This is a genomic window from Roseomonas sp. AR75 (assembly GCF_005222815.1).
Classification (GTDB): domain Bacteria; phylum Pseudomonadota; class Alphaproteobacteria; order Acetobacterales; family Acetobacteraceae; genus Falsiroseomonas.
This window is the reverse complement of sequence record NZ_STGB01000005.1, coordinates 837,872-859,158: the sequence shown is the minus strand read 5'-3', so window position 1 is coordinate 859,158 and position 21,287 is coordinate 837,872. Positions and strand designations below refer to the sequence as shown.

The 21,287-nt window shown below is 72.1% G+C and carries 17 protein-coding genes; 10 read left to right on the top strand and 7 right to left on the bottom strand.

Annotated features, from left to right (window positions below; genetic code table 11):
- The first annotated feature begins 8 nt into the window (after positions 1–8).
- Positions 9–737, top strand: a complete 729-nt coding sequence (locus tag E4T13_RS23515) for a metallophosphoesterase (protein WP_137180764.1) — start codon at positions 9–11, stop codon at positions 735–737.
- Positions 734–1,693, top strand: a complete 960-nt coding sequence (locus E4T13_RS23510; RefSeq protein WP_170985187.1) for a tripartite tricarboxylate transporter substrate binding protein — start codon at positions 734–736, stop codon at positions 1,691–1,693. Before E4T13_RS23515 ends, E4T13_RS23510 begins: the two co-directional genes overlap by 4 nt.
- A gap of 9 nt (positions 1,694–1,702) precedes the next feature.
- On the opposite strand, the gene E4T13_RS23505 is transcribed toward E4T13_RS23510, so the two are convergent.
- The gene (locus E4T13_RS23505; protein WP_170985186.1) at positions 1,703–2,683 is read right to left on the bottom strand and encodes a tripartite tricarboxylate transporter substrate binding protein; all 981 of its coding nucleotides are present in this window, start codon (positions 2,681–2,683) and stop codon (positions 1,703–1,705) included.
- A 193-nt stretch (positions 2,684–2,876) separates the two neighbouring features.
- On the opposite strand from E4T13_RS23505, the gene E4T13_RS23500 reads away from it, so the two are divergent.
- The 4 genes from E4T13_RS23500 (at position 2,877) to E4T13_RS23485 (ending at position 7,760) form a co-directional block, all read left to right on the top strand.
- A complete protein-coding gene (locus E4T13_RS23500; RefSeq protein ID WP_137180761.1) occupies positions 2,877–4,973 on the top strand; it encodes an acetate--CoA ligase family protein in 2,097 nt (698 codons plus the stop codon).
- A complete protein-coding gene (locus tag E4T13_RS23495) occupies positions 4,973–5,749 on the top strand; it encodes an enoyl-CoA hydratase/isomerase family protein (protein WP_137180760.1) in 777 nt (258 codons plus the stop codon). Before E4T13_RS23500 ends, E4T13_RS23495 begins: the two co-directional genes overlap by 1 nt.
- Positions 5,750–5,773: 24 nt before the next feature.
- Entirely contained in the window at positions 5,774–6,607 is an 834-nt protein-coding gene (locus E4T13_RS23490; protein ID WP_137180759.1) for an enoyl-CoA hydratase/isomerase family protein, read from the top strand.
- 109 nt (positions 6,608–6,716) lie between these two features.
- Positions 6,717–7,760, top strand: coding sequence for a LacI family DNA-binding transcriptional regulator (locus tag E4T13_RS23485; protein ID WP_170985185.1), 1,044 nt, complete (start codon positions 6,717–6,719; stop codon positions 7,758–7,760).
- 147 nt (positions 7,761–7,907) lie between these two features.
- On the opposite strand, the gene E4T13_RS31060 is transcribed toward E4T13_RS23485, so the two are convergent.
- From E4T13_RS31060 to E4T13_RS23470, 3 genes are all read right to left on the bottom strand, one after another.
- Positions 7,908–8,096 carry a ferritin family protein gene (locus E4T13_RS31060; RefSeq protein ID WP_408906399.1) on the bottom strand — a complete coding sequence of 63 codons (189 nt, stop codon included), beginning with the start codon at positions 8,094–8,096 and terminating at the stop codon, positions 7,908–7,910.
- Between the two features lie 121 nt (positions 8,097–8,217).
- Positions 8,218–8,769 carry a cytochrome b gene (locus tag E4T13_RS23475; protein WP_137180757.1) on the bottom strand — a complete coding sequence of 184 codons (552 nt, stop codon included), beginning with the start codon at positions 8,767–8,769 and terminating at the stop codon, positions 8,218–8,220.
- Positions 8,770–8,785: 16 nt separating this feature from the next.
- Positions 8,786–9,124, bottom strand: coding sequence for a PepSY domain-containing protein (locus E4T13_RS23470; RefSeq protein WP_137180756.1), 339 nt, complete (start codon positions 9,122–9,124; stop codon positions 8,786–8,788).
- A 128-nt stretch (positions 9,125–9,252) separates the two neighbouring features.
- On the opposite strand from E4T13_RS23470, the gene E4T13_RS23465 reads away from it, so the two are divergent.
- From E4T13_RS23465 to E4T13_RS23455, 3 genes are read left to right on the top strand one after another with little or no spacing between them, the layout of a single operon-like run.
- Positions 9,253–9,567, top strand: a complete 315-nt coding sequence (locus E4T13_RS23465; RefSeq protein WP_137180755.1) for a PepSY domain-containing protein — start codon at positions 9,253–9,255, stop codon at positions 9,565–9,567.
- Positions 9,567–10,226 carry a response regulator transcription factor gene (locus E4T13_RS23460; RefSeq protein ID WP_137180754.1) on the top strand — a complete coding sequence of 220 codons (660 nt, stop codon included), beginning with the start codon at positions 9,567–9,569 and terminating at the stop codon, positions 10,224–10,226. The genes E4T13_RS23465 and E4T13_RS23460 overlap by 1 nt, the downstream gene beginning before the upstream one ends.
- Entirely contained in the window at positions 10,223–11,575 is a 1,353-nt protein-coding gene (locus tag E4T13_RS23455) for a sensor histidine kinase (RefSeq protein ID WP_137180753.1), read from the top strand. The genes E4T13_RS23460 and E4T13_RS23455 overlap by 4 nt, the downstream gene beginning before the upstream one ends.
- 8 nt (positions 11,576–11,583) lie before the next feature.
- On the opposite strand, the gene E4T13_RS23450 is transcribed toward E4T13_RS23455, so the two are convergent.
- Positions 11,584–12,939 (bottom strand): sensor histidine kinase, encoded by a 1,356-nt coding sequence (locus E4T13_RS23450; RefSeq protein ID WP_137180752.1) that lies wholly within the window; start codon positions 12,937–12,939, stop codon positions 11,584–11,586.
- Positions 12,936–13,592 (bottom strand): response regulator transcription factor, encoded by a 657-nt coding sequence (locus E4T13_RS23445; protein WP_137180751.1) that lies wholly within the window; start codon positions 13,590–13,592, stop codon positions 12,936–12,938. Before E4T13_RS23445 ends, E4T13_RS23450 begins: the two co-directional genes overlap by 4 nt.
- 117 nt (positions 13,593–13,709) lie before the next feature.
- Between E4T13_RS23445 and E4T13_RS23440 the strand changes: the two genes are divergently transcribed.
- Positions 13,710–19,886: a cadherin domain-containing protein gene (locus tag E4T13_RS23440; protein ID WP_137180750.1), complete on the top strand. Its 6,177-nt coding sequence runs from the start codon at positions 13,710–13,712 to the stop codon at positions 19,884–19,886.
- A 152-nt stretch (positions 19,887–20,038) separates the two neighbouring features.
- On the opposite strand, the gene arsJ is transcribed toward E4T13_RS23440, so the two are convergent.
- The gene (gene arsJ / locus E4T13_RS23435) at positions 20,039–21,286 is read right to left on the bottom strand and encodes an organoarsenical effux MFS transporter ArsJ (protein ID WP_137180749.1); all 1,248 of its coding nucleotides are present in this window, start codon (positions 21,284–21,286) and stop codon (positions 20,039–20,041) included.
- Position 21,287 lies beyond the last annotated feature (1 nt).

Here is a 21,287-nt window from a genome sequence, read left to right as displayed (position 1 = left end):
AGCCCGCCATGCGCGCGGTCCGGCTCGTCCACAGCTCCGACCTGCATGTGGAGGATGCCGGGCCGCACGCGCCGCCAAGGCAGGCCGCCGCGGGGATCGCGGGGCTGGCGGCGGTGCTGGACACCGCCCGCGCGGTGCAGGCGGACGTGGTGCTGCTTGCCGGCGACACCTTCGACCATGCGCGGGTCGGCGATGCGATGCTCTCCCGGGCGACGGCGCTGATCGCTGCCGCGTCGCTGCCCGTCGTGCTGCTGCCGGGCAACCACGACGCGGCGCTGCCCGATTGCCTGTTCCGCCGCGCCGGCCTGCTTGGGCTGCCGCAGGTGACGGTGCTCGGCGTGAATGCCGGGACGGCGCTGTTCGACGACCTGGATCTGGAGATCTGGGGCCGGGCGCATCATGGGGCGGATGCGCTGGACCCGCTCGGCCCGCCGCCGCCCCGGCGCACGCGCTGGCAGGTGGCCATGGCGCATGGGCACTATGTGCCCGCGGAGGAATGGCGCTGGCAGTCGCACCGTGCCTGGCGCATCGCCGACGAGGCGCTGCGCGCGGCGCGCGCGGACTATGTCGCACTTGGCCACTGGGACCGTGCCGTGCGCGTCGGGCCACCGGAGGTCGAGGCGCATTACAGCGGCTCGCCGGACCTGGCCGGCACCGTGCAACTCGTCACGCTCGCGCCGGAGGGCGTCGCCGTGCGGCGCGAACGCCTGCGCATCGCAGAGGGAGGATGTCCATGACCACGCGTCGTGTCCTGCTTGCCGCGCCCCTGCTTGCCGTGCCGCGCCTCGCCGCGGCGCAGAGCTGGCCGGCGGGTCGCGCCATCACGATCATCGTGCCCTACGCCCCCGGCGGCGGCGTGGACACGGCCGCGCGGATGATCGCGGCCGGGCTGGAGCGCGAGCTCTCGACCGGTGTCCAGGTGCTGAACCGGCCGGGCGCCGGGTCGCAGATCGGCATCACGGAGTTCCTGCGCAGCCGGCCGGATGGCCTGACGCTCGCCTTCGCCGTGCTGCCGACGCTGATCACCCACTACCTCGATCCGTCACGACGTGCGCCCTATACGCGGGCGGATTTCCGCACCGTGGCGCTGCACCACATCTCGCCTGTTTCCTTCGCGGTGCGCAGCGCGAGTCCCTGGCCCAGCATCGGCAACCTGGTCGAGGCGGCGCGCGCGCGGCCGGAGGCGATCAGCGTCAGCGACAGCGGGCTGATGGCCACCCCGCATCTCGGCGTGCTGATGCTGCAGATGGCGGCTGGCGTGCGCTTCAACTCCATCCACTTCAACGGCGGCGCGCCATCGGTCACGGCGCTGCTCGGCGGCCATGTGGACGTGCTCGCCGGGGGCGGCAGCGACGTGCTGGGGCCGCTGAGCGAAGGGAGTTTCCGCGTCCTCGGCACCACGGGGGAGCAGCGCGATCCGCTGCTGCCGGGCGTGCCGACGCTGCGCGAACAGGGGCTGGACGTGGTCGTCGCCTCGGCGGGCGGCCTTCTCGCGCCGGCCGGCACGCCGGACGAGGCGGTGGCGCGGTTGGCGGAGGCTGTCCGCGCGGTGATGGCCGCGCCGGCCTACGACCAGGCCATGCGCCGCTTCGGCCTGGTGCCGGACTGGAAGGGCCCGGCCGACTACGCCGCCTATTGGGAGCGGGACGAGGCGCGCATGCGCCCCATCATGGCGGCCCTGGCGCGTGGCTGAGCCGCGGCCTCAGTTCGGGCGGATGGTCCGCAGGACGGGCGCCATCCGCCGTTCGGTTTCCATCCAGAACTGGGTGTAGGCCTCCGGATCCATGAAGGCCGGCACCAGCGAGAAGTCGAGCAGCTGGCGACGATGCTCCGGGCTCTGCACCACGCGCTGCATGGCGCCGCTGAGCGCCTGGACGACGGGAATGGGCGTGCCTGCCGGCGCGACGATGCCGGTGGCGGAGGCCGCGATCACGTCATAGCCCTGTTCGCGCAGTGTCGGCACGTCCGGCATGGAACTGTCGCGCTCCATCGCGGCGACGCCGAGCACGCGCCAGGCGCCGCTGCGATAGTGCGGCAGGGAATCCGCGGTGCCGCCGGTGAAGGCATCCACATGGCCGCCGAGCAGCGCGTTCACCGAGGGCGCGCCGCCTGTGTAGTGCACCGAGATGAACTTCACGCCCGCGACCTGTTCCAGCATCAGCACCTGGGTGTGCGGCACGGCCATCTGGCCGCTGGTGCTGAAGGACAGCGTGTCCGGCCTGGCGCGCGCGGCCTCCACCAGATCGCGCAGCGTGCGGTAGGGGCTGTCGGCGCGCACGGCGATGGTCTGCGGCGAGAAGTGGTGGTTGCCGATCGGCTGGAAGCTCTCGCGCGTGTAGGGCGGCGTGCGTGGCGTCTCGGTGTAGTGCGTCACGACCGTCGGAAGCACGGCGTAGGACAGCGTGTAGCCATCCGGTCGCGAGCGGACCAGCTCGGTCAGCCCGATCTGCGAGGCGGCGCCGGCCTTGTTGACCACCTGCACCGGCGTGCCGAGCTCACGCTCCAGCGCGACCGCCATCAGGCGCCCGGCCGTGTCGGTGACGCCGCCGGGGGCGTAGGGAACGATCAGGATGATCGGGCGTCCGCGCTGCGGGAAGGCCGGCTGCGCCTGCGCGAAGGCCGTCGAGGTGGCCCCGGATGCAAGGGACAGCGCCATGGCTGCGAGAGCAGCCCTGCGGCTCATGGACATGACCTTCCCCCTTCACGGTGGGCGCTTCGGCGGCCCACCTGCTGAATGCTTTCAACGCTAGGTGCTGCGGAAGCCCGGCGCAAGCGGTTTCGCAAGGGCTGGCTTGCCGCGACGCTGCGGGCCTGCCTATCCTGAATGCATTCAACCAGCCTGGAACCAGCGGGTGCGAACAACGACCGGAAGCGGGATGGAGCGCGACCTCGCGCCGCTGCTCTTCGCGCGCTCGATCGCGGTCATCGGCGCGTCCGACCAGCCGGGCAACCTGGGCGCCACGGCGATCGGCCTGCTGCGCAAGTTCGGCTTCGGCGGCCCGATCCTGCCGGTGAATCCGCGGCGGGACAGCGTGGCCGGCATGCCGTGCTTCGCCTCCGTCGCCGCCTTGCCGCAGCTGCCGGACCTCGCCCTGATCACCACGGCCGCGCCGACCGTCCCCGCGCTGCTGCGCGACTGCGCCGCGGCCGGCATCCGCCACGGCATCGCCTGGGCCGGCGGCTTCGCCGAGGCGGGCGAGGCGGGCATCGCTCTCCAGGCGGAGGTCGCCGCCGTCTGCCGCGAGACCGGCTTCCTGCTGGCCGGCCCGAACTGCCTCGGCATCGTCAACTGCGCGACGGGGATGGCCGCAACCTTCTCCTCCGCACTGGTCGGCACGGACAGGCTGCTGCCGGGCGTCATCTCCATGGTGAGCCAGAGCGGCGGGCTTTCGACCATGTGCCACACCCTGGCGCAGCAGGCCGGCTTCGGCTTCCGCCTGGTGATCAGCAGCGGCAATGAGGCGGTGCTGACGCTGGCGGACTACATCCGCGCCCTGGCGCGCGACGACGGCACGCGGGTGATCGCGATCTACCTGGAAGGCGTGCGCGACGGCGCGGCGTTCCTGGCCGCGCTCGGCGAGGCGCGTGCGGCCGGCAAGCCGGTCGTCGTGCTCAAGGGCGGGATGAGCGAGGCGAGCGCGGCTGCCGTCGCGGCGCACACCGGCGCCCTGGCGGGGGAGGGCCGCGTCTGGGACGCCGTGCTGCGCGAACAGGGCGCGATCCAGGTGCATGGCCTGGAGGAACTGCTGGATGCCGTGCTGTTCCTGGCCAGCGAGGGGGAGCGTGCAAGGCTGGCCGGACCGCGCATCGGCATCGTCACCACCGGCGGCGGCAGCGGCGTGGTGACGGCGGACCAGTGCGCGCGCGCGGGGCTTGCCACGCCGCCGCCCGGCGCGGCCACGCGCCAGGCGCTGCGCGCGTTGGCGCCGTCGCTCGCGGCGCTCGGCAATCCCTTCGACCTGACGCCGCAGGTGTACACGCAGCCGGAGAGCCTGGCGCGCTTCGGCGCGACGCTCGACGCCATCGCCGCGGACGCGTCGCTCGACGTCCTCTATGTGCAGTTCGGCCCGATGGCGCAGCGCGGGGCGGAGGTGGCCGCCGAGCTGGCGCGGTTCCGCGCACGCGCGCCGAAGCCGGTCTGCCTCGCCTGGCCGCTGGCGCCGCCCGGCGCTGTGGAGCACCTGCGCGCCTCGGGCGCCCATGTCTTCCTCGACTATGGCCGCGTGGTCGCGCTGCTGTCCGCCCTTGCGCAATCGGGCGACGGGCCGGCGCCGGTGGCGCCGCGGGGCTTCGACTGGACGGGCCTGCTGCCGCTGGCCCTGGACGGCCAGATCGTCCCGGAGCATGCCTGCCACGCCATCCTCGCGGCAGCGGGGCTGCCCGTGCCGGAAGGGCGGCTGGCCACCGCACCGGGCAGCGCCGCCGCCGTCGCGCGCGACATCGGCTTCCCGGTGGCGCTGAAGGGCATCTCGGCGCAGGTGACGCATCGCGCCGCCGCCGGCCTGCTCGCGCTCGACCTGCGTGACGAGACCGAGGTCGCGGCAGCCGAGGCAAGGCTGCGCGCGCGCGCGGCGGCAGCCGGCGTCACGCTCGATGGCCTCTACGTGCAGCGCATGCGGCACGGCGGGGCGGAAGTGCTCGTCTCCGGCTTCCGCGATCCGGTCTTCGGCCCGATCGTCTCGGTCGGTGCGGGCGGCACGCTGACCGAGGCGCTGGACGATGTCGCCCTTGCCCGCGCGCCGATCGACGCGGCGGGCGCCGCGGCGCTGCTGGGGCGGCTGCGCCTGCTCCGCCGCGCGGCGAAGCTTGCACCGGGCGCGGCGCTTGCGCCGCTCGCCGACTTCGTCGCCCGCTTCTCGCAGCTGGCCGCGGCCGCGCCCTGGCAGCGCTTCGTCTTCGAGGTGAACCCGGTCGCCTGGTCGCATGAGGGCGTCGTCGCCCTGGACGGGCTGCTGGTGATCGAGAGGGCCTGATGTCCACGCCGCATCTCCGCCTGGAATTCCCCGTGCCCTTCGTCGCCGTCCTCACGCTGGACCGGCCGCCGGTGAACGCGCTGGACTGGCCGACGCGCGAGGCCTTCGTCGCTTTGCTGGAGGAACTGCATGAGCGCGACGACGTGCGCTGCATCGTGCTGACGGCCGCGGGGCGCATCTTCTGCGCCGGCGCCGACATCCGGGAGAAGCAGGCGCTCGGCGCCAAGCCGGGCGACCTGATGCGCGCCGACCGCGTCACCCGCGATGCCTTCTTCACGCTGCTCGACATCGCCAAGCCCGTGGTCTGCGCGGTGCAGGGCGGCGCCCTCGGCGCCGGCTTCGTGCTCGCCGCCTGCTGCGACATCATCCTCGCCAGCGAGGATGCCTATTTCGCCATGCCGGAGATCGATGTCGGCCAGGGCGGCGGCGCAAGCTTCCTGCAGCGCATCCTGCCGCCCGCCAAGCTGCGCCGCATGATGCTGACGGGCGAGCGCGTGCCGGCCGCCGAGCTGCATCGCCTTGGTGCGGTCGAGAGCGTGCTGCCGGCCGCCGACCTGCTGCCGGCCGCGATCGCCCTCGCCGCCACCATCGCAGCGAAGAGCCCGACCGCCGTGCGCCGCATCCGCGCCTCCTTCGGCACGGTGGAGGCGCTCGGCCTGCGCGAGGGGTTCCGCCTCGAGCAGGGCTACACGACCGAGCTCAGCCGCTCCACCGAGGCCGAGGAAGCCCGGCGTGCCTTCTTCGAGAAGCGCAAGCCGGATTTCGGCGGGCGCTGAGGCCAGCACAGCAGGAGGAAACGCGTGTCCAAGCTCAGCTCGCCCTACGATCCGGCGCAGGCGCCGAAGGACCTGAAATACGTCCGCTACGAGAAGAAGGGCAACGTCGCCCACGTGATCATCAACCGCCCGGAGGTGCGCAACGCGCTGCACAGCTGGGCCTATATCGAGCTGCGCCAGTGCTGGCGCGACATCGGGCTCGATCCGGACATCTATGTCGGGATCGTCAGCGGCGAAGGCCACGCCTTCTGCGCCGGGCGCGACGTGAAGTTCCTCGCCGAGCACTGGGCCAGCGGCACGCGCACGCCGCATGAGGATCCGAACAGCCCGCACTACCATTGGGGCGGCGGCGGCCAGCCGAAGGACGTGAACCTGGAGAAGCCGCTGATCGCCGCGCTGAACGGCTTCGCCGTCGGCGTCGGGCTCAACATCGTCCTGCAATGCCAGCTGCGCGTTATGGCCGAGGATGCCTGGATCGGGGATCAGCACACCAATGTCGGCCGCTACGGCGCGCCGCACGAACTCTACACCGCCCTGCCGCGCGCCACGGCGGCCTATCTCTCGCTCTGCAACGGCCGGCTGACGGCGCAGGAATGCCTGATGCAGGGCATCGTCAACAAGGTGGTGCCGCGTGACCAGGTGATGGCGGCGGCGGAGGAGATGGCGGAGATGGTCTGCCGGAGCTCGCCGCTGGCGGTGCAGGCGATCATCCGGACCTACAACATGGTCGCGGCCTTCCCGCCCTCCCTCGTCACCTATGCCCGCGACCTCGATCAGCGCATCGCGGAGACCGAGGATGGCGAGGAAGGCGCGCGCGCCTTCCGGGAGAAGCGCCGCCCGGCATGGAAGCTGCGGTAGCTCGCCGCCGTCGCGCCACCTGCCCCTGCGCGGCGGCTCGGCTATGGTCGGCCGCGCAGCGAAGGGGCGGATGGTGGGTCGAGAGAAGGGGCGCAGGGCCGGGGAGCCCTTGGCGGTTCGGCGGACACCGACCATCACCGACGTGGCGCGGCTGGCCGGGGTGGCCGTGGGCACGGTCTCGAATGTGCTCAACGGGACCGTGCCGGTGGGCGGCGAACGGCGCGAGCGCGTCCTCGCGGCTGTCGCGCAGCTCGGCTATCGGCCGAACATGCTCGCGCAGAGCCTGCGCCGTCGTCGCTCGCCGGTGGTGGGCATCTGCGTTCCGCGCACCTCGGTCGCCTATTTCGCGGCACTCGTGGAGGCCTTCGAGGAGATCGCCTCCGATGGCGGCTACCATGTCATGCACGTGCTGACCCACGACGCCCCGGAGCTGGAGCGGCAGCGTGTCGCCTCGCTGCTGCGCTATCACGTCGGTGGTGTCGTCCTGGTGCCCGGCGCCGAGCCGGCGCCCACCCTCGACATGCTCGCGCAGTCGGATACGCCCGTGGTGGTCGTGGACCGCACCGCCCGCGGCTACGGCTTCGACGAGGTGACCTTCGACAATCGCGCCGCCATGCGGGACGCAACGGAGCGCCTGATCGCGCTGGGGCATCGGCGCCTGCTCTTCGTCGTGCGGCGCCGCAAGCTCGTGGTGACGCAGCAGCGCATCCAGGGCATGCGCGAGGCGGTGCGCCGGTCGGGCGCCGAGGTTTCCGCGGAGATCCTGGAATGCGCGGCGGAGGGGGAACTCGGCACGCGGCTCGCCTTGGCGCTGACCGCGGCGGCCAGGCCCACGGCGGTCATCGTGAGCAACAGCACCTTCGCGGCAGGCGCGATGCGGGCGATCCGGGCGCTGAGGCTGCGCTGCCCGGACGATGTCTCGCTGCTCGCCTTCGACGAGCCGCAATGGGCCGAGCTCGTCAGCCCCTCGCTTTCCGTCGTGCGCCAGCCGACGCACGACATCGCGCGCATGGCCTGGGAACTGCTGATGCGCCGGATGCGCGGCGGCGCCGAGGAACGGCAACAGGTCGAGCTGAAGGCGCAGGTCGTGCTGCGCGACTCCGTGGCCCGCCCGCCGCTGCAGGCAAGGAACGCGCGGCGGCGAAAAGCTTGAGGTTGCACGAGGCCGACCGGAAACACCAAGCTACCGTGCCGCTGTGACTCTGGTACCCGGCGAATTTGCCCGGCGCGGCGATCACAGCGCCATGGCTGTTCGCGTCGGTCGTGACAGCATTGTCGCGGCTGCACACGAGAGAAACCGTCAGCCACCCATCCGAATCGGCAGGATCAGGTCGCCATAGCATGCGCGATGGAGGTCGATCAGCCGGCGGCGGTGCTCGTTCTCCTCGGCCGCCATGCCGTCGAAGACGGCGGCCGAGGCCGGGTACTGTCGCGCAGCCGGTTGGCGTAGAGGGCAGGGCCGGAGCGGCCGCTCACGCCGAGGAGCGATCGCATCACGTCAGATCAATCAGCATGTGCTGCGCCACCTCGCCGCGCCGCTGGCGGCGTGGTGCGCGATGGCGGGCTTTCCGACGGGGCGCGCGCCCCGCCCAACCTGCTTCGGCGCAGATCTATCGCGTCGCGCGCGGTACCGGCCAGGGCAGCATCCGTTGCAGCACGCCATCCCTCAGCACGAAGCGGTGCCAGAGCGCCGCTGCGACATGCAGGGCGACCGCCGCCAGCAGAAGGTCCCCCAGCACCTCATGCGCTTCGCCCCACCAGCGGCCGCCGGGGATCGGCATGGGCGCGGGCAGCGGCAGGCCGCCGAATACCGTCACGTCCCGCCCGCGCGCCCAGCGATCGAGAAGCCCGCTCACCGGCAGCGCGACCGTCAGCCCGACCAGCGACAGGTGCATCCCCATCGCCGCCAGCCTCTGCCAGGCCGTGCCCTCCGCTTGCGGCGTCGGGGCAACGGCGCGCCAGGCGATGCGCAGCCCGGCGAAGCCGAGCACGAGCACGCCCAGGCTGTAATGCACCTGCATCGCCAGGTCGCGGCTGCCGCCGCGTGGAGAATCCTCCATGGTGCTGCCGACCACCCAGGCCGACAGCACCAGCAGTGCGGTGCCCCAGTGGATGGCGCGCGTCGTCGCGCCATAGGGCCGCATCGCGACACCCGTCGCCATCCCCAGGGTCCTTCGCTCAGCGGTCGCGGCGGGTGACGACGCCGGTGGCGGCGTCGACGCGCAGTTCGACGCGGCGGCCCTCGGCGGTGGAGGACTTCACCTCCCAGCTCCCGCGTTCCCACTCGACACTGCGCACCGGTCCGTAGCCGGCGGCGCGCACCGCCGCTGCTGCGCCTGCGGCATCCACGGTGGCCTGGGTGAGCGCCGCGCGATCGGCGGTGCGGCGATCGTCGCCACGACGCTCCTCGGTGCGACGCGCGTCGCGGCCGGTGTCGGGCGACGCCATGGCCGGCAGGAAGGGAAGGGATGCGGCCATGGCGAGGCTCAGGGCGCCTGCACGCATGAAACGGCTCATCGGATATTCTCCAGCGGGTCTGCATTGCGGGACATCCGCAATGCAGGGCAGTCTCCTCCCCCACGGCTGAACCGTTGCTGATCCGTCCGTTCAGCCAGCGTTCAGCTGGCTTCAGCGAGGCTGTCCCGATGCGCCGCGCCCTGCTGCTGCTGCCGTTGATCCTGCTTCCGGCCGGCCCCGGCCGCGCCGATGACCGGCGCGATCATGAGCGCGCGCGCGCGGCGCTCGCCGCCGGCGAGATACGGCCCCTTGCCGAGCTGCTGGCGGAGGTCGAGCGGCGCTACCTGGGCCGCGTCATCGAGACCGAGTTGGAGCGTGAGGATGGCCGCTGGATCTACGAGATCACCGTCCTGCCGCCGTCCGGTCGTGTCTTCGAGTTGAAGCTGGATGCCGCGACCGGCGCGCTGCTGCGTGCCCGCGGCCCGGTGCAGGAACGGCGCTGATGCGCGTGCTGGTCGTGGAGGATCACGCGGCGCTGGCGCGCCAGGTCAGCGACGCGCTGACCGAGGCCGGCTTCGTCGCGGACCGCGCCGCCGACGGCGAGGAGGCGCATTTCCTGGGCGACACCGAGCCCTATGACGCGGTGGTGCTCGATCTCGGCCTGCCGCGACTCGATGGATTGTCGGTGCTGAAGCGCTGGCGCGCGGCGGGGCGGGACATGCCGGTGCTGATCCTGACGGCCCGCGACGGCTGGAGCGAGAAGGTCGCCGGCCTCAACGCCGGTGCCGACGATTATCTCGCCAAGCCCTTCGTCATGGCGGAGCTGGTCGCGCGCGTGCAGGCGCTGGTGCGCCGCGCGCATGGGCGAAGCCGGCCGGAGATCGCCCTCGGCCGGCTCGTCGTGGACACTGCCGCGCAGCGCGCGCTGCTGGATGGCGCGGGCGTGCGGCTGACCGGTCTGGAGTACCGCCTGCTGGCGTATCTCGCGCTCCATGCCGGGCAGGTGGTGTCCAAGACCGAGCTGACCGAGCATCTCTACGCGCAGGATTTCGACCGCGACAGCAACACGCTCGAGGTCGTCATCGGGCGCCTCAGGAAGAAGCTGGGCGACGGCTTCATCGAGACGATCCGCGGCCAGGGATACAGGCTGTCGGCCGGATGAGGTGGCCGCGCTCCCTTGCAGTACGGCTCGCGCTCGCGACCGGGCTGTGGGTGGCCGCCGGCCTCGGTGCCGCCGCCTGGTTCGTCGCGGACATCGCCGTGCGGCAGGTGGAGGCGGCGTTCGACGGGCGGCTTGCCGCGCTGCTGGACGCCGTGGTGGCGGCCGCGGCGACCAGTGCCGAGGGCGGGATCGTGCTGTCGCGCGCACCCGCCGGCGCGGATTTCGAGCGCCCCTTCAGCGGCGCCTACTGGCAGGTCACGGCGCCCGACGGAGCCGTCCGCACCTCCCGCTCGTTGTGGGACCAGGTGCTGCCCCCGGCGGCGGCCGGGCACCAGGGCGTGCTTCTGCGCGACGTGACGGGACCGCGCAACGAGCGCCTGCGCGTCGCCGAGCGGGACCTGCTGCTGCCGGGAGCGAGCGCGCCCGCGCATGTCGCGGTCGGGCTGTCGCGTGCGGGCACCGAGGCCGACATCGCGCGCCTGCGCCGCACACTGCTGGTCACCTTCGCGGTGCTGGGCCTGGGGCTGGTCGGCGGGGTCGTGGCGACCGTCGTCGCCGGCCTCGCGCCGCTGCGGCGGGTGCGGCAGGCGCTGGCGGATGTCCGGCAAGGCCGGCGCGCGCGCTTCGACATGGCCGCGCCGTCCGAGATCGCGCCGCTGGTGGCGGAACTGGACGCGCTGGTGTCGGCGAACCGCGCAACGGTGGAGCGCGCGCGCTCGCATGTCGGCAACCTCGCCCATGCGCTCAAGACGCCGCTTGCCGTGCTGCGCAACGCCCTGGATGCCGCGGCGCCGGACCTGCCGGTGGCGCGCACCGAGGCCGCGGCGCTGGAGCGGCTCGTCCACCACCACTTGGCGCGGGCGAGGACCACCGCCCTGGCCTCGACGACGACGGGCGCGGCGCCCTTCGAGGTCGCGACACAGATCGCGACGGCGATGCGGCGCCTCTTTGCGGAGCGCGGCCTTGCGATCGCCGTGACGGGCGATCCGGTGCGCCGCGTGCGCGTGGACCCGCAGGACCTGACGGAGATGCTCGGCAACCTGATGGAGAACGCCTGCACCCACGCCCGATCGCGGGTCGCCGTGTCGGTGGCGGAGGCAGCGGCGGGCAACGAGGTCGCCATTGCCGTGGCGGATGACGGGCCCGGCCTGTCCGAGGCGGAGCTGGAGCAGGCGCGCCGCCGCGGCGTGCGCCTGGACGAGGCCGCACCCGGCAGCGGGCTGGGCCTGGCGATCGCGGCCGACCTGGCGGCGCTGCATGGGGGCCGGCTCGATCTCGGTCGTGCGCCGGAAGGCGGGCTGCGCGCGGCGCTGCATCTGCCGGCGCAGCCCTTGCCGCAGACCGGCTGAAGGCGCGGTCACGCCGCTTCGGCGCAGCGCAGCGTCAGGACCGCCTCGAACCCGTCCGCCCGGCCCCGCGCCGGCGAGTGCAACTCCAGCCCGCCATCGGCCTGCTGCGCGATCGCGTGGACGATGGACAGGCCGAGGCCGGAGCCCTTGCCGCCATGCGACACGAAGCGTCGATGCAGGCTCGCCAGCCGTTCCTGCGGCACGACCGGCCCCCCGCTGACCACGGAAACGGTGCCGGCCGCGCTGACGGTGATCTCCACCGGCGCCCCTGCCGGTCCATGGCGCAGCGCGTTCTCGATGAGGTTGCGCAGCGCGATCGCCAGCGCGTCGAGATCCGCCAGGACAATCACCCGCGCCAGCCCGCCATCGTCGAAGCGCAGCCGGCTGCCGACATCGCGCTGCCCCCGGAACTCCTCCACGAGCAGGTCGAGCGCGACAAGCAGGTCGACAGCCTCGCGCTTCTGCGCCACGCCCGATTCCGCGCGCGCCAGTTGCAGCAGCTTCTCCACCCTTGCGCCGAGTCGGCCGAGCCCCGCCGCCATTTCCTCTGCTTCCAGGCGCGCCGCGCTGTCCCGCGGCAGGCTTGCGGCGAGAAGCTGCGCCTGGGCGAGCGTGGCGGCGATGGGCGTGCGCATTTCGTGTGCGGCATTCGCGCTGAAGCTCCGCTCCGCCTCCAGCGCCTGGCGCAGCCGCTGCAGCAGCAGATTCACGCCGTCGCGGATCGAGCCGAGCTCGACGGGAAGCTGCGCAAGCGCCATCGGCGCCAGATTGGCACCCCCGCGCCGCGCGATCTCCGCCTGGAGCAGCCGTACAGGCGCGAAGCCGCGGCGCACCGCGGGGGGGATCAGCAGCAGCGCGGCGAGCACCAGCACCAGCAAAGGCGCCAGCAGCCGTATCAGCGTCGGGCGGATGGTGTGCGGGCGATGATCCGGCGGTTCCGCGAGCGTGATGCGGTAGCGATGATCGGCGCTTTGCTCGGTGTACAGCCGCGCGCCATCGATCGTCGCGAATCCGAGCGGCGGCATCGCCGTTTCCGTTGCGCCGTGCGAGCGCATCAGCAGCCTGCCATCGGCGGCATAGAGCCGCCAGGTGATGTATTCGTCGTGCGGCGTCGCATCCGTGACCACGACCGGATGCGGCCCGGGCCCTTCGAGATCCGGGGCATAGCGGCGCGTCAGGTCGGGCAGCAGGATCTGCGCGTGCTCGGAGAGGATGCTGTCGAAGACCTCGTTCAGCTCGCGCACCACCACCAGCGCCGCGGCGGCGGCCGAGACCAGCCAGAACAGCAGCAGCGCCGCGGAGAGCGAGATGCCGAGGCGCGCGGCCATGCTGCGGGGCGAGAAGGCGCGGAGGCGGAGCCTCATGCGCGGGCGCGGTAGCCGACGCCGCGCAGCGTGTCGATCAGCTCGCTGCCGAGCTTGCGCCGGATCCGGCTGACATAGACCTCGACGGTGTTGCTCTCGACTTCGTCGCCATAGCGGTAGATCGCCTCGGCGATCTGCTCGCGCGAGACGGTGGCGCCCGGGCGCTGCAGCAGCCTTTCCAGGATGGCCCATTCGCGCGCGGTGAGCGCCACCTCCGCGCCGCCGACGGTGGCATGCCGATCCTCGAGATTCAGCACCACCTCGCCGCTGCGGAACTCGCGCCCGGGTCGTCCCCCGGCGCGACGGGCTACCGCGTGGATGCGCGCGTGAAGCTCGTCCAGGTCGAAGGGCTTCACCACGTAGTCGTCGGCGCCGGCCTTCAGCCCCTCGATGCGGTCGGTGATCTGGTCGCGCGCGGTCAGAACGATCACCGGCCGCCAGTCGTCGCGTCCACGCAGGGCGCGCAGCACGTCGAGCCCGCTGCCGTCGGGCAGGCCGAGGTCGAGCAGGACCAGCGCATGATCCGGCATGCGCAGCGCGGCATCCGCATCGGACCGGCTTGCCACGAGGTCAACCGCGTGGCCCGACAGGGTCAGGTGCGCGCGTACCGCGCGGCCCAGTGCCGGATCGTCCTCGACGAGCAGGATCCTCATCCGTGGCGCGAAATTCTCCCCTTTCAGCTTGGCGTCAGGTTGCAGCGCTAGCAAGCGGGCGACGACGCGACCCCAGCGGGGGAAAACTTACGCGCGCGTCATGAGGAGGGTGCCCGCATGCCGCTTCCGGCCACGAAGGTGTTTCTTGTCAGCGCGACCGGCAGCGGCGGCTATGTCCTGACGCCGGAGGAGCCCGGCGACATGGCCTATGTCGCGACGGGCTTCCCCTCGGCCTCCTGGGTCACGACGATCGGCGACATCGACGGCGACGGCGTTGCGGAAATCGTCACCGGCGTGCCTGGCAACGGCGACCAGGAGATCGGCGGCGGCCGCGTCTATATCGAGATGGGCGGCGCCGCGGGCGGCTCCTCCTTCAAGCTCGGCGACAACCTCACCTCCATCCGCCTCGACGGCGCCTTCCCCGACGATCATGTCGGCAGCGCCGTCGCGGCGACCGGCGACATGAACGGCAACGGCCTGCAGGAGCTGGTGGTCGGCGCGCCGGAAGCGGACCGCAACGGCGAGACCGATTCCGGCGTCGCCTACCTCTTCTTCACGCCGACAGCCCCCGGCAGCACCGACCTCAAGGACCTCGATGACGCCGGTTCGAATGAAGGCTTTGCCATGTTCGGCGAGGCCGCCGGTGACATGGCGGGCTACGCCGTGGCGGGTATCGCCGACCTGAACGGCGACGGGCGTGCCGACCTCGTCGTGGGCGCCCCCGGCAACGACGCCGGCGGCAGCGATGGCGGCGCGGCTTATGTGGTCTGGGGCAAGGCCACGCGTGCGGGCGTCGACCTTGCCAATGTCGCGGCGGGCACGGGCGGCTATCGCATCACCGGCGTGACAGGCGAGGCGGCGGGATCGGCGCTGGCGACGCTCGGCGACCTGAACGGCGACGGCAAGGCGGAGATCCTGGTCGGCGCGCCCGGCGCCGATGGCGGCGCGGGCGCGGCCTATGTCGTGTTCGGCAAGGGCACGACGAGCGCGGTGGATCTCGCCAATGTCGCCGCCGGCATCGGCGGCTATCGCATCACCGGCATCAGCCCCGGCGAGGCGGTGGGGATGAGCCTGGCCGCGCTCGGCGACGTCAACGGCGACGGCCTGGGCGACATGCTGCTGGGCAGCACCGGCCTGGCCTATGTGGTGTTCGGCAAGGCGGATACCGCCGAGGTCTCGCTGCTCGACGTGGCCGACGGGATCGGCGGCTTCGCCATCCTGCCGGAATCCTGGGGCGACCTCGACAACATCGCCGTCGCCGGCGGCGGCGACCTCAACCGCGACGGCATCAACGACATCGTCATCGGCGCGTCCCACAACGCGGAGGGCGGCTTCAACGCGGGCGCGGTCTACGTGGTGTGGGGCGGCGGCCAGGGCACGGTGGACCTCGCCATGATCGCGCAGGGCGCGGGCGGCGCGAAGGTGGTGGGCAGCGCCGGCAGCTACACCGGCAGCAGCGTGGCCGTCGCGCCCGACCTCGACGGCGACAGCGCGGCGGATCTGGTCATCGGCTCGCCCGGTCTGTCGCTGGAGCGAGTCAGCGTCCTGTATGCGCCGGGCAGCTGGCAGCCCGACGACAACGTCTACGGCACCAATGGCGACGACCTGCTCGGCGCGGGCAGCGGCAGCCGGCACCTGGTGGGCGAGGGCGACGACAGCATCTACGCCTTCGCCGGCGCGGATTCGATCGACGCGGGCGGCGGCAACGACCTGCTCGATGGCGGGGCGGGTGCCGACACGATGCGCGGCGGCGCGGGCGACGACGTCTACTACGTGGACGTCGCCGGCGACGTGGTGCTGGAAGAGGCGGGCGGCGGCGCCGATACGGTCCATGCCAGCGTCAGCTACACGCTGGGCGCCGAGGCGGAGGCGCTGCGGCTGACCGTCGCGGGGCGGGTCGGCACCGGCAATGCCGGCGACAACCTGCTGCTGGGCAGCACCGGCGCCGACACGCTGAAGGGCGCGGAGGGCGCCGACACGCTCGCCGGCGATGCCGGCAACGACAGCCTGGATGGCGGCACCGGCGCGGACAGCATGGCCGGCGGCGGCGGCAACGACGCCTATGCGGTGGACAATGCCGGCGATCTCATCACGGAAGCGGCGGGCGCGGGCGCCGACACCGTGGTGGCGAGCATCGAGACCGCGCTCGGCGCGAATCTCGAAGTGCTGGTGCTGGCCGGCGGCGCGCATGCGGGCAGCGGCCATGACGGCGCCAACACCCTGGTCGGCGGCACCGGCGACGACAGCCTGTATGGCCTCGGCGGCGGCGACAGCCTGGTCGGCAATGGCGGCAACGACCGGCTGGAGGGCGGCGCCGGCGCCGACAGCATGGCCGGCGGCGGCGGCGACGACCTCTACATCGTGGACGACGTGCTCGATCGCGCGATCGAGCTGGCCGGCGGCGGCGCGGACACGGTGATGTCCTCGGTGGATTTCACGCTCGGGACGGAGGTGGAGGCGCTGGTCCTCACCGCACCCGGCCACAAGGGCACGGGCAACGCGCTGCAGAACGACATCGCCGGCACCGTGGGCGCGGACACGCTGGATGGCGGCGCCAACGGCGACACGCTGCGCGGCGGCGGCGGCGACGACGTCTATGTCGTGGACAACGCCGCCGACGTGATCGTGGAGGACGCCGCGGGCGGCCATGACCTGGTGCGCAGCGCCGTCAGCTACACCCTGGCCGACTCGCTGGAAGACCTGGTGCTGACCGGCAGCGGGCTCACCGGCACCGGCAATGCCGGCGACAACGCGATCACCGGCACGGCTGGCGGCGATACGCTGGACGGCGGCGCGGGCGCGGACACGCTGACCGGCGGCGGCGGCAACGACGCCTATCACGTGGACAGCGCGGGCGACGTGATCGTGGAAGCCGCGGGCGGCGGCGCCGACACCGTCTTCGCCGCCTTCGACACCACGCTGACCGGCGACATCGAGGCGCTGGCGCTGGAAGGCGGCGCGCATCACGGCACCGGCAACGAGGGCGACAACCGCCTGATCGGCGGGATCGGCGATGACTCGCTCGAGGGCCTTGGCGGCGCCGATACGCTGGAAGGCGGCGCGGGCGCCGACACCATGGCGGGCGGGGACGGCGACGACACCTATTTCATCACCGATCCCGGCGATGTCGTGATCGAGCTGCCGGGCGGCGGCTTCGATACCGTCGTCGTCTCCGCCGACTGGACGCTGGGCGAGGGGATCGAGGGCGTGCAGCTGCTCGGCTCCGGCCATGCGCTGACCGGCAATGCCGAGAACAACACGCTGAGCGGCAATACCGGCGACGACTCGCTCGATGGCGGCGAGGGCGACGACGTCGCGCTCGGCGGCGATGGCGACGACGTGCTGGTGAGCCGATCCGGCGCCGATACGCTCTCGGGCGGCTCGGGCAATGACCGCTTCGAGGTGCATGGCGGCAAGGCGCATATCGAGGACTTCCTCGGCGAGGACACCATCGACGCCTCCGACGCCACGGGCGACAGCTACATCGACCTTTCCGGCGACACGCAGAGCGAGGTCGAGGACCAGCTCTGCGACTTCGGCCAGGGCGGCAGTGCGGCGGGCCCGCTGGACCTGCAGTTCCTGCAGGACCTCACCGGCTCCTTCGCCGATGACATCGCGACGGTGCGCACGCTGGTGCCGCAGATCGTGGGCGCGCTGCAGGCGGTGCAGCCGAACAGCACCTACGGCGTCTCCTCCTTCCGCGACAAGGCGTTCGGCTCCTTCGGCAGCATCGGCGACTGGGTGTACCGGCAGGAGACGGTGCTTTCGAGCAACTCGGCCGCGCTGCTCGCCAGCTACACGGCGATGGTGGCGGGCGGCGGCGCGGACGGGTCGGAGGCGCAGATCGAGGCTCTGATGCAGCTTGCGCTGCACATCACCGATATCGGGTTCCGCACCAACTCCGCGCGCTTCGTGGTGCTGTTCACCGACGCGTCCTACCACGTCGCGGGCGACGGCCTGGCCGCCGGCATCCCGCTGCCGAACAACGGCGACGGCGTGCTGGATGGCTCGCCGCCCGGCACGGGCGAGGACTATCCCGCCATCGCCCAGCTCAAGCTGGCGATCGAGGCGGCGAACATCATCCCGATCTTTGCCGTGGCCGGCGGCTTCGACGCCGACTACCAGGCGCTGGTGGCGGCGCTCGGGCGCGGTGCGGAGGTGACGCTCACGGCCGACAGCTCCAACGTCGTCGCCGCGATCACCGCGGGGCTGACCGCGGTGACGCAGACGCGGATCGAGGCGGCCTGGGGCGGCGACGGCGCGGACACGCTGAAGGGTAACGCCGCGGACAACGAGCTGCGCGGCCAGGGCGGCGACGACGACCTCGACGGCGCCGGCGGCAACGACGCGCTGCTCGGCGGCGGCGGTGCCGACACGATGCGGGGCGGCGAGGGCACCGACACTGCGGTCTTCGACCTCGACGTGGACCAGTACGCCTTCGGCCATGACGATGTCACCGGGGAATGGCGCGTGACGCATGCCGGCGTCACCGCGGTTGTCGCCGCGGATGTGGAGCGGATGCGCTTCGGCAGCGGCCCGTCGCTGCTGGAGGTGGACCTGGCGGCGCCGCCCGGCTGGCTGCTCGGCGCGGCCCCGGCCATCACCGGCATCACCGAGGCCGGCACCGACGAGGATGCCGACCCGGCCACGCTGCAGCTTGCCGAGAACGCGCCGGCCGGCAGCATCGTCGCGCTGGTCGCCGCGACGGATGCGGACCTCGCCACGGGTGATGCGCTGAGCGCTTCGCTGGTCCTGGCTGATGGCACGCCCGACCTCGCCTCGCCCTTCGAGCTCGTCGCGGTCGCCGGCGGGTGGGAGCTGCGCAGCACGGCGCCACTCGACTTCGAGACGGTGCCGTCCTGGGCGCTGCGCGTGGCGGTGACGGACCTGGCCGGCCATGTCGCAACGCAGGATGTGACGGTGCAGGTGCTCGACGTGGAGGAAGGGATCGTTGGCACCGATGGTGCCGAGAGCATCCTCGGCACGGCAACCGACGACCTGATCCGCGGCCTCGGCGGTGCCGACACGCTGCTCGGCTATGTCGGTGCGGACACGCTGGATGGTGGCGCGGGCGCGGACAGCATGCTCGGCGGTCTCGGCGACGACGTCTACATCGTGGACGATGTGCTCGATCGTGTGGTGGAGACGAAGACCGGCGGCTTCGACCGCGTGCTGAGCAGCGTGACCGTGACGCTGAAGAGCTACTTGGAGGAGCTGGTGCTGACCGGCGATGCCGCGATCGGCGGCACCGGCAACGCGCTGGCCAACCTGCTTGTCGGCAACGAGGCGGGAAATCGGCTCAACGGCTCGTCGGGAGACGACACGATCCTCGGCCTTGGCGGTGCCGACACGCTCATCAGCGGCCCCGGCGCCGACAGCCTGGTGGGCGGCGAGGGCAACGATGTCTACGCGGTCTACGATCCTGCGGACGCGATCCTTGAACTGCCCGGCGGTGGCATCGACACGGTGCGGACGGCAATCTCCTTCACGCTCGCCGAGGGAGTCGAGAACCTCACCATGCTGGGCGCCGCCAGCATCGAGGGCATCGGCAATGCGCTCGACAGCCTGATGACCGGCAACGGTGCCGCCAATCTGCTGAGCGGCGGCGACGGCGCCGACACCTTCAACGGCCTCGGCGGCGCCGACACGGTGATCGGCGGCGATGGCGACGACGTCTATGTCTACGGCGCGGGCGATCTGATCGTGGAGGTGGGCACCGGCCTGGACACCATCCGCACCAATGTCACGGTCTTGATGGCCGATGGCGTCGAGAACCTGGTGCTCACCGGCGGCAGTCCCGCGGCAACCGGCAATGCGCTGGACAACGTCATGCTTGGATCCCGCGGCAACAACGTGATGAGCGGCGAGGCCGGGAACGACAGCGTGTTCGGCGACGCGGGCGGCGACACGCTGATGGGCGGCGAGGGTGCGGACACGCTGGATGGCGGCGCGGGCCGCGACCAAATGAGCGGCGGGGCAGGGGCCGACATCTTCCTCTTCGCCACCGTGCCGGATCGCTACGACATCATCGCCGATTTCACGCCGGGAGAGGATCTGGTCATGGTCAGCGCCGCGGCGTTCGGCGGCGGGCTGTTCGCCGGGGAGGATCTGCTGGCGGAAGGTGCCTTCGCCAGCGGCACCCTGGCCAGTGCGGCACATGCCCAGTTCCTGTGGTCGGAACCGCTTGGCGTGCTCTACTGGGATGCGGATGGTACAGGCGCCGGGGCGCGGATCACGGTGGCGCTCTTCGCAGCCGGTACGGCGTTGAGCGCGTCGGACATCGTCGTGGTCTGATGCTGGTCCGGGCGGTTTCGCGCCGATCTGGGGGAGACTTGCCTTCCTGGGGCGCCGCCGAGGGCGCCCGGCGATGGCTGCCGCTTCGTGCCGGAGGGGCAGCCGGATTCGGACTGTTGCCTCCCTGATGCCCTGGAGAGCGGTGCCTGGCGTTACGGCGCGGCCGCGTGCGGTCGGTGGCTTGGGAAGGCCAGGGTGAAGGCCCAGCAAACCGTGAGCATCGCACCGGCGCTTGTCAGGCACGCCGTCAGTCCGCCCCACCCATAAAGCAGCCCCGACAGCAGGATACCGCCAAACCGGCCGGCGGCATTGGCGGCATAGTAGAACCCAACATCCTCAGCTGCCTTCTCGCTGCCTGCATAGGCCAGCACGAGATAGGAATGGATGGAGGAATTCACCGCGAACATCAGGCCAAAGACGCAGAGCCCGACCGGCACGAAGACGTCCGCCCGTGGCACCCCGGTCACCATCATCATGGCGAGCACTGCCGGCACCGCCGCCAACGCGAGAGACCAGGCGCGCGCCGCCGGCACTTCGGCCGAAAGCCCGTCTTCGCTGCGCCGTACCAGCGCCGGTGCAGCGGCCTGGATCACGCCGTAGCCGATGGTCCAGAGGGCGAGGAAGCCGCCCACCATGGTGAAAGTCCAGCCGCTCGCGTACAGGAACACCGGAAGCCCGACGACGAACCAGACATCTCTTGCCCCGAACAGGAAGAAGCGGGCAACGGCGAGCAGGTTGACGCCGCGGCTCTTGGCGAAGAGCTCCTTCGCCGATCTGGATGCCTTCGCCCTCCCCATCAGTGGCGGCAGGGACAGGACCACCCCGACAAGGATCAGGGCCAGCGCCGCCGCCATCACCCAGAGAGCCCCGCGGAAGCCCAGCGCCTCCAGCAGCAGGCCGCCGAGGAAGAAGCCCACGCCCTTCATCGCGTTCTTGCTGCCGGTGAAGAAGGCCACCCAGCGGAACAGGCGCCCCGATGCGTCGCCCGCCGTCAGCTTGATCGCCGATTTGCTCGCGGTCTTGGTCAGGTCCTTCGCGACGCCGCAGACGCCTTGCGCGGCCACTACCCAGGCCACTGAGACTGCCGCGGCCCAATCCGGCGAGACGGCGGAGAGCATCAGGAAGCCTGCAACCTGCGTGCCGAGCCCGACGGCCAGCATCCGCGCGATGCCGAAGCGGGTGGCAAGCCATCCGCCGATCAGATTCGCTCCGATCCCCGCCGCCTCGTACAGCAGGAACAGGAAGGCGAGCGTGAAGGGCGAGTAGCCGAGTTGGAAGAAGTGCAGCAGCACCAGCATGCGTAGCGCGCCGTCAGTCAGCGTGAAGCCCCAGTAGGCGAGCGTGACGATGACGTAGTTGCGCGTGCCGTGCGACGCGATTGCGGCGGTGCTGCTGCTCATG